Origin of the sequence: Burkholderia sp. Ac-20345, assembly GCF_017104825.1 — a bacterium.
Classification (GTDB): Bacteria; Pseudomonadota; Gammaproteobacteria; order Burkholderiales; family Burkholderiaceae; genus Burkholderia; species Burkholderia lata_B.
Genome location: NZ_JAAGPO010000258.1, coordinates 1 through 11896, shown reverse-complemented (window position 1 = coordinate 11896; position 11896 = coordinate 1). Strand labels below are relative to the sequence as shown.

The 11896-nt window shown below is 67.5% G+C and carries 10 protein-coding genes; 2 read left to right on the top strand and 8 right to left on the bottom strand.

Annotated features, from left to right (window positions below; all coding sequences use genetic code 11):
- Positions 1-15 precede the first annotated feature (15 nt).
- From G3O06_RS43030 to panE, 7 genes are all read right to left on the bottom strand, one after another.
- Positions 16-1563 carry an FGGY-family carbohydrate kinase gene (locus G3O06_RS43030; protein WP_205819721.1) on the bottom strand — a complete coding sequence of 516 codons (1548 nt, stop codon included), beginning with the start codon at positions 1561-1563 and terminating at the stop codon, positions 16-18.
- A 29-nt stretch (positions 1564-1592) separates the two neighbouring features.
- Complete coding sequence (locus G3O06_RS43025) at positions 1593-2681, bottom strand: alcohol dehydrogenase catalytic domain-containing protein (RefSeq protein WP_205819719.1); 1089 nt, start codon at positions 2679-2681, stop codon at positions 1593-1595.
- A 46-nt stretch (positions 2682-2727) separates the two neighbouring features.
- Positions 2728-3741, bottom strand: a complete 1014-nt coding sequence (locus G3O06_RS43020; protein WP_205819717.1) for an ABC transporter permease — start codon at positions 3739-3741, stop codon at positions 2728-2730.
- Entirely contained in the window at positions 3728-5248 is a 1521-nt protein-coding gene (locus G3O06_RS43015; protein ID WP_205819716.1) for a sugar ABC transporter ATP-binding protein, read from the bottom strand. The genes G3O06_RS43020 and G3O06_RS43015 overlap by 14 nt, the downstream gene beginning before the upstream one ends.
- A gap of 62 nt (positions 5249-5310) precedes the next feature.
- Complete coding sequence (locus G3O06_RS43010) at positions 5311-6255, bottom strand: substrate-binding domain-containing protein (RefSeq protein WP_174970326.1); 945 nt, start codon at positions 6253-6255, stop codon at positions 5311-5313.
- Between the two features lie 121 nt (positions 6256-6376).
- Positions 6377-7336, bottom strand: a complete 960-nt coding sequence (locus G3O06_RS43005) for an AraC family transcriptional regulator (protein WP_205819715.1) — start codon at positions 7334-7336, stop codon at positions 6377-6379.
- Positions 7337-7569: 233 nt separating this feature from the next.
- Complete coding sequence (gene panE, locus G3O06_RS43000; protein WP_174970324.1) at positions 7570-8517, bottom strand: 2-dehydropantoate 2-reductase; 948 nt, start codon at positions 8515-8517, stop codon at positions 7570-7572.
- A gap of 251 nt (positions 8518-8768) precedes the next feature.
- On the opposite strand from panE, the gene G3O06_RS42995 reads away from it, so the two are divergent.
- The gene (locus tag G3O06_RS42995) at positions 8769-10322 is read left to right on the top strand and encodes a methyl-accepting chemotaxis protein (protein ID WP_205819714.1); all 1554 of its coding nucleotides are present in this window, start codon (positions 8769-8771) and stop codon (positions 10320-10322) included.
- Between the two features lie 25 nt (positions 10323-10347).
- Here the strand turns inward: G3O06_RS42995 and G3O06_RS42990 are convergent, their stop codons facing one another.
- Positions 10348-11028 carry a response regulator transcription factor gene (locus G3O06_RS42990; protein WP_205819713.1) on the bottom strand — a complete coding sequence of 227 codons (681 nt, stop codon included), beginning with the start codon at positions 11026-11028 and terminating at the stop codon, positions 10348-10350.
- 404 nt (positions 11029-11432) lie between these two features.
- On the opposite strand from G3O06_RS42990, the gene G3O06_RS42985 reads away from it, so the two are divergent.
- Positions 11433-11896 (top strand): hypothetical protein (locus G3O06_RS42985; protein WP_205819712.1); only part of this gene is annotated, 464 nt, incomplete at its 3' end.

The window sequence follows — 11896 nt, the reverse complement described above, 5'->3', positions numbered from 1 at the left end:
AATCGAATCGTGTCTTCATGATGGCGTGTGCAACCCGTGCATGATCGGTTTGAGCGCCGGATACAGCGCCGTGTAGAGCGCAAAGCGCGCCGCATACGCTTTCGCGCGTTCGGCATCGGGCCGCGCACGCTCGACGAGCGTGACCCAGCCGCCCTGCGCGTCGTCGTGCGACACGAGCCCTGCCCCGACGCCCGCGAGCAACGCCGCCCCCATCGCGGCTTCGACGTCCTGCTCGATGGTCCACACCGGGAAGCCCGTCACGTCCGCGATGATCTGCATCCATAGCGCCGAATGCGCGGCACCGCCCACGACGATCAGCCGGTCGTCGAGCGCAGCCGCGCCACGCCGCCCGGCCTCGATGTTGTGCCGCAATGCGAACGCAACGCCTTCGAGCACCGCGCGATACAGGTGCGCACGCGTATGGGCGAGACTCAGCCCGACGAACGCACCGCTCGCCTTCGCGTCCCACACGGGGCTGCGCTCGCCCATCAGGTACGGCAGGAACAGCACGCCGTCGGCGCCCGGCGGCACGCTTTCGGCCGCTTCCTCGAGCAATACGTGCGGATCGCCATGCGGCAGCAGGCGCGCCGCATCGATTTCCGCGTGACAGAACTGGTCGCGAAACCACGCGACCGACGCGCCGGCCGTGATCGCGCCGCCGAACACGTAAAGATCGCGCTGTCCGTTGAACACGTGCGGCATGCTGACGAGCCCGTGCCGTGCATCCACATGCTGGCTCACGTAACCCCAGCACATGCTGGTGCCGATCATCGCGACATGCTGCCCCGTGCGCGTCGCGCCGGCCGCGAAGGTCGCGACGGCCGCATCGACGCCGCCCGCGACGACAGGCGTGCCGGCCGGCAGCCCGAGCTGCGCCGTCCATTGCGACAGCAGCCCGCCGACGATGTCCGTCGATTCGACGAGCCGCTCGGGCATCATCGTCGCCGGAATGCCGAGCATGTCGAGCGCGTCGTCGGACCACTCGCGGCGCGCGACGTCGTACACGCCGCCGATATTGCCGGCCGAACTGTGATCGACCGCGACCTCGCCGGTCAGCAGGTAGATCACGTACGCGTTCGGCGGCAGGAAATAGCGCACGTTCGCCCATACGTCCGGGCGCTGGTCGCGCAGCCACAGCATCTTCGTGAAGCCGTAATAGCTGTCGACGCCGTTGCCCGTGATCACGCGCAGCCGCTCGACGTTCACGTTCGCGTTGACCCAGTCGACTTCCGCGGTCGCGCGCCGGTCCATCCAGATCAGGCACGGATGGATTGGCCGCATGTCGCTGTCGACCGGAATGCCCGAGCCGCCGTACAGGCTGCTCACGCACACCGCGCAGATCGCATCGGCCGGCACGCCCTGCGCGTGCGCATCGCTCACGCAGCCCGCGATGCACGCGAGCACCGCGTCGAACCACACCTGCGGCCATTGCTCGGCCCACAGCGGGCGCGGCGTATCGGGCTGATAACCGGCCGAGCGCCGCGCGACGATCGTGCCGTGCCGGTCGACGAGCAGCGCCTTGGTGCTCTGCGTGCCGATGTCGACGCCTATGACGTATTCCATGATGTCTCCGGTGAGGCGCATGCCGGCCGTCAGCGGGCCGGCTTCAGCAGCACCTTGATCGATTCGGGCGATTTCGCGACGCGGATCGCGTCGTCCCAGTCCTCGAGCGCGAAATCGTGCGTGACGATGCCTTTCGACGTGACGAGCCCGCGTGCGAGCAGGTCGATCGCGATCGGGTAGCAGTATGGCCCCAGGTGCGCACCGCGCACGTCGAGTTCCTTGCGGTCGCCGATGATCGACCAGTCGACGGTCGCATCCTCGCCGAACACGCTGAATTCGACGAAGCGGCCGAGCTTGCGGATCAGGTCGAGCCCCTGGCTCACGCCGACCGGCGCGCCGGTGGTCTCGATGTAGACGTCGCAGCCGTAACCGTCGGTGAGCGACCTGACGATCTCGCGCGCGTCGTCGCGCTTCGGGTTGATCGTCACGTCCGCACCGTACTGCCGCGCGAGTTCCAGCCGCTCGTCGATCAGGTCGATCACGACGAGCTTCTTCGGCGTCTTCAGGTGCGCGACCTGCGTCATCATCAGCCCGAGCGGGCCCGCACCCGCGATCACGACCACATCGTCGAGCTGGACGTCGCCGCGGTTCACCGTATGGATCGCACACGACAGCGGCTCGATGATCGCCGCGTCTTCAAGCGACACGCCGAGCGGGATCTTGTGGACGATCGCGGTCGGCGGAATGCGCATGTACTCGGCCATCCCGCCGTCGGCCACCTCGCGCTGGAAGCCGAAGATGTTGTGCACTTCGCACATCCAGTACTGGCCCGACTTGCAATAGCGGCACTTGCCGCACGGCACGATCTGCTCGGCGATCACGCGGTCGCCCACCGCCACGCCGAAGTGCTCGGCCGCCCCGTCGCCGAGCGCTTCAACGTAGCCGAAGAATTCATGGCCGGGAATCACGGGTGCCTTCACCCACGGGCTCGGGCCGCCCCAGAACATCTTCGCGCCGGTATAGCACTTGCAGTCGCTCGCGCAAATCCCGCATGCGGCGATGCGGATCACGAGCTCGTTCGCGCCGGGGCGCGGCTTCGCGACCTGTTCGACGCGATAGTCCTCGGGGCCGTGGCAGACGACCGCGGTCATCCGCGGCGGGGCTTCGGGTGTCGTCATGGATTGTCTCTTTTGTGGATGATATGGATGACTGATGAATCGATCGCTACCGCGACCGTTCGCGGCTGATGTAGATCGCGAGCAGGATGATTCCGCCCTTGATCACGTTCTGCACATACGGGTTCACGCCGATCATGTTCAGCCCGTTGTTGAGCACGCCGAGCAGCAGCGCGCCGACCAGCGTGCCGAGGATCGCGCCGCGCCCGCCGGAGATCGACGTGCCGCCCATCACGACGGCCGCGATCGCGTCGAGCTCGAAGCCCACGCCGGCGTTCGGCTGACCGCTCATCAGCCGCCCGGTCAGCACGATCGCGGCGAGCGCCGACGTGAGCCCGGCCAGCGTGTAGACGATCAGCTTCACGCGCGCGACCCGCACGCCGGTGAGCCGCGTCGCCTGTTCGTTGCCGCCGATCGCATACACGTAGCGGCCGAACGGCATCCGGTCGAGCAGCAGCCATGCGATGGCATAGACCACCAGCATGATCAGCACGGGCGCCTGGATGCCGAACACCTTGCCGCTACCGAAGAATGCGACCCAGTCGGGCAAGCCGTCGATCGGATAGCCGCCCGTGTAGATCAGTGCCAGGCCGCGCGCGATGCCCATCGTCGCGAGCGTGACGATGATCGGCGGCATCCCCGCGAACGCGACGAACACGCCGTTCAGGAAGCCGAAACCGAGGCCGACCGCGATGCCGATCGCGAGCGCGGCAACCGCGTTCACGCCCGCGACCATCAGCCCGGCCGCCAGCGTGCCCGACAGCGCCATCACCGAGCCGACCGACAGGTCGATCCCGCCGGTCAGGATCACGCAGGTCATGCCTACCGCGATGATCGCGTTGATCGACACCTGGCGCAGCACGTTCTCGAGGTTCGCGGCGGACAGGAAGCTCGGGCTCGCGATCATCATCGCGATGCACACGACGATCAGCCCGACCAGCGGATAGAACAGCGTCGAGCGCCGCAGCTGCGCCCACATCGCGCGTGGCGGCGGTGCGCCGCCGTTTCCGGCGGTGGCCGCGAGCGTCGTGGAAGGCGTGGAAGAAGAATCAGGCAGGTTCATGGGTCGCTCCTCGCGTGCCGGCCGTGGCATAGGTCATGACCGTGTCGGGATCGATCTCGTCGCCTGCGAGCGTCGCCTCGATGCGGCCCTGCCGGAACACGGCGACGCGATCGCACATGCCGACGATTTCCGGCAACTCGGACGAGATCATGATGATGGCGTAGCCGCGCGCGGTGAGTTCGCGCATCAGCCCGTAGATTTCGGCTTTCGCGCCGACGTCGATGCCGCGCGTCGGCTCGTCGAAGATCAGCACCGACGTGTGATGGTTCAGCCAGCGCGCGATCACGACCTTCTGCTGGTTGCCGCCGGACAACGTTGCGACCTCGGTGTGGATCGACGGCGCCTTCACGCCGACGCGCCGCATCACGTCATGCGTCGCGCGCGCCTCGCCGCGGCGGTCGATCAGCCAGCGCATCGACCGGTACTTGCCGAGGTTGTTCAGCGAGATGTTGTCGCGGATCGAGAACGACGTGACGAGCCCTTCCGTCTTGCGGCTTTCCGGCAGGATGCCGATGCCTGCGCGCAGCGCGTCGGCCGGATCGGCGAGCTTCTCCGCCGTGCCGCGCACGCGCACGTCCTTGCGATGCGCACGCGTCGCGCCGATCACCGCGAGCGCGGTTTCCGTGCGGCCCGAGCCGACCAGCCCGGCGAAGCCGAGGATCTCGCCGGCATGCAGCGTGAAGCGGTTCACCGGGCCGCCGCGCTCGATCTGCAGTTCATCGACCTCCAGTACCCGCGGCGCATCGGCCGCGCGGGCCGGCTTCGGCGGGAAGCTGCTTTCGATCCGTCGGCCGACCATCATCCGCACGAGCTGTTCGACGTCCGTGCACGCAACGTCGGTCGTCGCCACGTACTGGCCGTCGCGCAGCACCGTGATGCGGTCGCACACCGCGAATATCTCGTCGAGGTGGTGCGAGATGAAGATCATCGCGACGCCCTGCCGCTTCAGCTCGCGCATGATCGCGAACAGGTGCCCGGCCTCGGCCGGCGTGAGCGTGGCGGTCGGTTCGTCGAGGATCAGGATGCGCGCGTCGAGCGACAACGCCTTGCCGATCTCGACGAACTGCTGCTGCGCGACCGACAGCGCGCGGATCGGCGCATCGAGATCGATCGCCACGCCGAGCCGCGCGAAGATCGCGGCCGCCGCGTGACGCATCCGTTTGCGGTCGCGTGCGCCCCAGCGCGTGCGCAGCTCGCGGCCGAGGAACAGGTTGTCGACGGCATCGAGGTGCGGAATCAGGCTGAATTCCTGGAACACGATGCCGACGCCCGCCGCGACCGCTTCGTGATAGTCCGCGAAATGGCGTGCGGTGCCGTCGATCTCGATCGTGCCGGCATCCGGCTGATGAATGCCGCACAGGATCTTCATCAGCGTCGACTTGCCCGCGCCGTTCTCGCCGAGCAGCGCGTGAATCTCGCCGCGCGCGATCTCCAGATGAATGTCGGACAGCGCCTTCACGCCCGGAAAGCTTTTCGTGATGTGGCTGAGCCTGAGTATCGTGTCCATCGGCTTCTCCGTACGAAGGGCGCCGGCCGTGCCGCCGCCCTTCGCGTCGCGTCGCACGTCGTTCACCAGCTGAAGCCCTTCGCGTTGCCGCGATCGACCACCTTCACGTCGACCGGGATCGCCTTCGGCACCGTCGCGCCCCACTTGCGCGCGATCGCGATGCCGAGCGCGATGCGCACCTGGTCGGCCGGGAACTGAGCGGTCGTCTCGATGAATTTCGAATTCGGCTTCTGGATCGCGGCGATCGCCTCGGGCGCGCCGTCGACGCTCGTCAGCTTGATGTCCTTGCCCGAGCTCTCGATCGCGGCAAGCGAGCCCATCGCGCCGCCGTCGTTCACGCTGAAGATGCCCTTCAGGTTCGGATGCGCGGAGATCATGTTCTCGGTCACCGACAGCGCGGTCGCGCGCTCCTGCTTGCCGTTCTGCGTGTCGACCAGCTTCACGTTCGGATATTTCGCGAGCCCCGCCTTGCAGCCGCGCACGCGTTCGAGAATCGGCACGACCGGGATGCCGTCGAGAATCGCGACCTCGCCGCTGCCGCCGATCGCCTTCGCGAGGTAGTCGCACGACATCACGCCGGCGTCGTAGTTCTTCGAGCCGACGAACGAATCGACCGGGCCGTTCGCGTTCGCATCGACGGCCACCACCACCGCGCCGGCCTTCTTCGCCTGCGTGATCGCCGACTGGATCCCGGTCGAATCGGTCGGGTTCACGAGCAGGATGTCGATCTTCTTCTGCAGCATGTCCTCGACGTCGCTCACCTGCTTGCTGACGTCGTGATGCGCATCGGTGACGACGACCTGCGCGCCGATCGACGCGGCCGCGTCGTTCAGCGCCTTCTGCATCGTCACGAAATACGGGTTGTTCAGCTCCTGGAACGTCATGCCGATCCGCAGCGGTGCGGCGTGCACGGCGGCGGCGGGCAGCCAGGCCGCAACGGCGAGCGCGGCAACCACCGCCATGCGGGCGGCGCGGCGGGGGGATGAAGCGGGCGATGCATGCGTCATGACGGTGTCTCCGGTTGTATATGCAGCTTTTTCGTGGGTGAACGCGCCCCTCGCGACGTGGGCGACGCGATTGCGCTGGGTGAAACGGTGGGGAAAGTTCAGGCGGGCCGCGGCCCCGCGATCATCCGGGCTGCGGCGCGAGCTCGGGGATACCGGGCGTGACGACGCGTGGCGGCAGCGGATTGCCGGTGGGCGCCGCGTGCAGCGCAAGCTCGCGGCTGCGCGCATTCAGGCGCTGCAGCGCGCGGAATTCGGACGGCGCCATCCCCTTCACCGCGCGGAACTGGCGGTTGAAGTTCGACACGTTGTTGAAGCCGGCCTGGAAGCAGATATCGGTGATGTTCGCGTCGTCGGCGAGCAGCATCTGGCACGCGGACTCAATCCGCAGACGATTCACGTACTGGACGAACGGCATGCCCGTCTGGCGGTGGAACGCTCGCGAGAACGCACTGACGCTCTGTCCCGTCAGTTGCGCGAGATCGGCTTCGCGCAGCTCGGACGCGAGGTTCTTGCCGATGTACGACAGCGCGTGGCTGAGCCGCGTCGGCGTGACATCGGCCTGGTCGTACGCGGGGCTCGCGAGCAGCGTGCGTTCGGCCGCCCCGCAAAGCCGTTCGAGGATCGTCATGAACAGCGCGATGCGGCGCATGCCGCGCGCGGCCAGCAGTTCGTCGAACAGCGGCGCGATCGCGGCGCTGGTCGCCGCGTCGAAGCCGACCCCGCGCCGCGCATCGTCGAGCAGCGCCTGCGCATCGCGGCATTCGGGAAACGCGTCCATGCAGCGGCGCACGAACGCCGGGTCGAACTGGATCACGAGATTGCGGCGCTCGACGGTTTCGCCTTCGGCCATGTCGCTGACCCAGTTGTGCGGCAGGTTCGGGCCGAGCAGCACGAGATGGCCGGGGTCGAACGAGCCGATGTGATCGCCGACGAAATACTTGCCGCGCGTCGCGACGATCAGGTGCAGTTCGAATTCGGGATGGAAGTGCCAGCGGATCGTGCGATACGGATAGCCGTGCGACCAGACCTTGAACGACTCGTCGCGTCGCACTTCGACCACTTCCAGATCGGGGTGCATCATTGTTGGCGTCTCCATTCCCATGTCTCGCTGGCCGGTTCGTTGCGCGCGTGCGCCGCACATTTCACGCGGCGACGCGACCGGTCGCATGGGAAGCAATGTAGGTCGATCGAGCGCGCGGCTCCACCAACTTTACGCCTGATTTCCGATACTTTTTTGCGCATTCCGGCCGCAAATGGCGCCGGACGGCAAATTTGTGCAGCGCGGAACGGCCGGGCGGCCGCCCGCTCCGGTGCTTACGCGGCCGCGTGCTCGCGCGCCGTACGCACTTCGTACGCCTTCAGGTGGTTGTACGCGATCCGCAGCAGCGACAGCGCATCGGCCGCCTGCGGATCGCGCCGCGCGAGCAGATCACCGATCACGTGATCGGCTTCGACGCGCGCGTGGTTCTCGACGTCGCGCAGCATCGACGCGGTCAGCGGCGACGGCGTCAGCACCATCCGCTGCATCCGCTCGATCGCGGCCGGGTCGGGCCGATAGCCGTTGTGCTCGGCAATCGCGCTGCATTCGCCGAGCATCGTCTCGAGCAGGCGGCGGCCGTCCGGCGCGGCGAGAATGTCGCCCACCGAGCCACGGAACAGCGACGTGCTCGCGGCGAGCGTCGCGAGGAACACCCATTTTTCCCACATCCGTGCGGCCACGTTGTCGCTGAGCGTCGCATCGAAGCCCGCGCCGCCGAGCACCTCGGCCACCGCCCGCACGCGCGGCGATTCGCCGCCCGCGAGTTCACCGAAGGTGACCCCGTGTGTGTCGTTGAGGTGCACGATGCGCTGCTCGCGATCGAGCGTCGCCGCGATCACGCACAGCCCGCCGAGCACCTGCGCGGCGCCGAACCGGTCGCGCAGTACGTCGAGATGACGCATGCCGTTGAGCATCGGCAGGATCAACGTCTGCGGGCCGACGAACGGTGCGAACGAGTGAATCGCATCGTCGAGGCTGTACGCCTTGCAGCTCAGCAGCACAAGGTCGAACGGCGCGACGCCGGCATCCGCATCGATCGCGCGCACGGTCTGCACGTTCGCGAGCGTCAGGTCGCCGCGCGGGCTGCGGATCAGCAGCCCGTCACGCGCCAGCGCCGCCGCACGGCCGTCGCGCACCAGGAACGTCACGTCGCGCCCCGCCGCGGCCAGCCGGCCGCCGAAATATCCGCCGACCGCGCCGGCCCCTACCACCAGAATTCGCATCGTTGCCTCCTTTCGGTTTCATTCGCCGCCGCGCCGCCGAGCCGGGCCCGCTGCGCGCACGCCATCGCCCCGTGAGTATAGCGACACCCGTTATGCATATGCATAGATACCCTTATCGTCATTAGAGGGATGCATCCACGGTACCGGTTCCTAGGGATAACCCGTCTACGGGGACGCATGCCGGGCGCCGTCAAGACACTTATCCCGTCACGCCGTTTCGGCGAGCTTCCACGACCGACCGACCACACACCATGCGCAACCTTTCCCTGAATCAGAAACTCGCCTCGATGATCGTCATCCTCTGGCTCGGCCTGCTCGTGATCGCCGGGCTCGGCGCATGGCAGACGCGCGCATCGATGATCACGGACCGCCGCGACCAGCTCGCTTCACTGGTCGCGCAGGCCGCGAGCGTGACCGACCATTTCTACAAGCTGTCGCAGCAGAACGCGCTGCCGGAAGCCGAAGCGAAGCAGAAGGCGCTCGAGGCGATCGCCGCGATGCGCTACGGCGCCGACGGCTACATCTCGATCAACGACTCGAAGCCGGTGATCGTGATGCATCCGATCAAGTCCGAGCTCAACGGCAAGGACGTGTCGAATTTCACCGATCCGAACGGCAAGCACCTGTTCGTCGAGATCGTGAAGGCCGGCAACCTGGAAGGCGGCAAGGGTTTCGTCGAGTATCTGTGGCCGAAGCCGGGCGCCGACAAGCCGCAGGACAAAACCAGCGCCGTGCAGCGCTTCGCGCCGTGGGACTGGTATCTCGTGACCGGCATGTACATGAACGACGTGCGCTCGGCGGTGCTCGAAAGCGTCGGCCGCTGGCTCGCGATGACGGCCGTGCTCGGCGGGATCGCGACCGCCGTGATGGTGCTGGTGCTGAAAAGCGTGCGCGCGAACCTCGGCGGCGAACTGGAAGTGGCGCTCGACGCCGCGCAGCGCATCGCGCAGGGCGACCTGACCGCGCACGTCACCGTGAAGCACGACGATCGCGGCAGCCTGCTGCACGCGCTGCACACGATGCAGGGCGGGCTGATCGACATGGTGTCGCGCGTGCGGATGGGCACCGAGAACATCAACGTCGGTGCAAGCGAGATCGCATCCGGCAACACGGACCTGTCGCAGCGCACCGAGGAACAGGCGGCCGCGCTCGTGCAGACCGCGTCGAGCATGGACCAGATGACCGCGAACGTGAAGCAGAACGCGGACAGCGCCGCGCAGGCCGCGACGCTCGCCGGCCAGGCCGCGCAGGTCGCGACGCGCGGCAGCGCGGTGGTCGACGACGTCGTGCGCACGATGAACGAGATCACCGACCGCTCGCACAAGATCGGCGACATCATCGGCGTGATCGACGGGATCGCGTTCCAGACCAACATCCTCGCGCTGAATGCGGCCGTCGAAGCCGCGCGGGCGGGCGAACAGGGCCGCGGCTTCGCGGTGGTCGCGGCCGAGGTGCGCTCGCTCGCGCAACGCTCGGCGACGGCCGCGAAGGAGATCAAGTCGCTGATCGTGTCGTCGAACGAGACCGTCGAGCAAGGCGCGGCGCTGGTCACGCACGCGGGCGAGACGATGGCCGAGATCGTGCAGTCGGTGCGGCGCGTGAACGAGATCCTCGACGAGATCAGCCATGCGTCGCGCGAACAGAGCGCCGGGATCGAGCAGGTCAATCGCGCGGTGGGCGAGATGGACCAGGTCACGCAGCAGAACGCGGCGCTCGTCGAGGAAGCCGCGGCCGCCGCGCATTCGCTGCGCGATCAGGCCGAGGCGCTGCGGGACGCGGTGACGCGGTTCGCGTTGCCGGCGTGACGGTAGGCGCCCGGCGCGCGCATGCTCACACGGCGCCGCCGGGACATGACGGGGCGGCGGCGCCGGTGCCGAGCCCCAGCCCCGCCGCCCGCTGGATCAGCTCGACGTCGTTGTTCACGCCAAGCTTCTTCATCGCACTGATCTTCTGCGCGCTGACCGTCTGCTTGCCCTTGCTCAGGCGCTGCGCGATCGTCTTGATCGGCACACCCGACAGGTACAGGCGAATGACCTCGATCTCGCGCGCCGACAGCTTCACGGGCGCCTCGCGGCGCTCGCCGCCGGCATCGACCGCGCGCCTGACGATCGGCGACAGGTAGCACCCGCCGCTGTAGCTCGAATGAATGGCCGTGACGATATGGCCGACCTCGTCGAACTTGCTGACGATGCTCACGCCGCCGATCGCGAGGATCGACCCGAAGATCAGCGGATTCTCGTTCGCGACCAGCGCGACGATCCCGACGTTCGGACGCGTGCGCCGCAGCCAGTGGAACAGCGCGAGGCCGTCCATCTGCTCGTCTCCGCGGATCGCGTAGTCGACCAGCACGACGTCGCAGTCGACGCCGCCGAGCGACGCAACCAGTTCGGCCACGCTCCGGTAGACGGCGACGAGCTCGATCGCACAGCCGCTGCCCGCGACCTGCTCGATGCCAGCCAGCGTCAACGGCCAGTCGTACGCGAAAACGACGCGAACATTGAATTTCCTCATGCGCAGTTCCAGATGGTTCATCGGCCGCGCGACGCGGAACGCGCACGGCCGGTTTGGCGTTGAAAGGACGTTCAGGCTATTTTTAGCCTGAACGTCGATTCTATGAAGCGGCGTGCGGACGGGATATCGGACGGGATCGGGATCGGCCGCCGGGGACGTAATACGAGTTTGATATTTGCGTCGGTTCGAGTGCCCGGCGCACGGCGGCCGGCAGCTGCGGACATCGGCCGGATGGCCAACGTGGCGGGCCATGCGGGCCAAGCGGCCGGCCAGCAGGTAAAATCGACGCCTTTGCATGCCGCGCCGGGCCAATGGCGGCGAGCGACGCGCCGATGCCGGCCGCGCGCCGCCGTCCTGTCGCCGACTGCCCGACCTCCCGGTGGCCCGTACTCCCCGCTTTCCTCATGACCGAATCCGACCTGCACACCGACGACACCTCCATCCACGAAGACGGCCTCTGGCGCGACAACGGCTGGACGGCCCGCATCATCAAGAACGAGGACGACGACGGCTGGGCCGTCGAGATGATCAAGGACGGCGAGTCCGAGCCCGCGCTCGTCGGCCCGTGGACCATGGGCCGCGACAAGAAGAACCCGAAGCCGATGGACGCGAACGCGTTCCGCACGCTCGTGAAGACCGCCACCGAGGTGCTGATGCGCCACGAGCAGCAGCGGCGCGCGATGCTGCACAAGGAAGTGACGGTTCAGGGCGACGACGACCAGGATGTGTCGGTGACACTCGACATCGTGCCGGACGAATTCGAGCCGTACGCGCAGCTCAAGGCATTCGATCCGTATGGCGAGCTGCTGGCCGAAGCGAAGGTGTCGGCCGGGTTCAAGCTCAACAAGGCCAGCGCCGAGCGCTGGGA

What these genes read in the sequence shown, in the direction of transcription:
- G3O06_RS42995 (WP_205819714.1), top strand. Translation starts at nt 8,769, where the DNA reads ATGCGCAACCTTTCCCTGAATCAGAAACTCGCCTCGATGATCGTCATC.
- G3O06_RS43030 (WP_205819721.1), bottom strand. Translation starts at nt 1,563, where the DNA reads ATGGAATACGTCATAGGCGTCGACATCGGCACGCAGAGCACCAAGGCG.
- panE (WP_174970324.1), bottom strand. Translation starts at nt 8,517, where the DNA reads ATGCGAATTCTGGTGGTAGGGGCCGGCGCGGTCGGCGGATATTTCGGC.
- G3O06_RS43005 (WP_205819715.1), bottom strand. Translation starts at nt 7,336, where the DNA reads ATGATGCACCCCGATCTGGAAGTGGTCGAAGTGCGACGCGACGAGTCG.
- G3O06_RS43010 (WP_174970326.1), bottom strand. Translation starts at nt 6,255, where the DNA reads ATGACGCATGCATCGCCCGCTTCATCCCCCCGCCGCGCCGCCCGCATG.
- G3O06_RS43025 (WP_205819719.1), bottom strand. Translation starts at nt 2,681, where the DNA reads ATGACGACACCCGAAGCCCCGCCGCGGATGACCGCGGTCGTCTGCCAC.
- G3O06_RS43020 (WP_205819717.1), bottom strand. Translation starts at nt 3,741, where the DNA reads ATGAACCTGCCTGATTCTTCTTCCACGCCTTCCACGACGCTCGCGGCC.
- G3O06_RS42990 (WP_205819713.1), bottom strand. Translation starts at nt 11,028, where the DNA reads ATGAGGAAATTCAATGTTCGCGTCGTTTTCGCGTACGACTGGCCGTTG.
- G3O06_RS43015 (WP_205819716.1), bottom strand. Translation starts at nt 5,248, where the DNA reads ATGGACACGATACTCAGGCTCAGCCACATCACGAAAAGCTTTCCGGGC.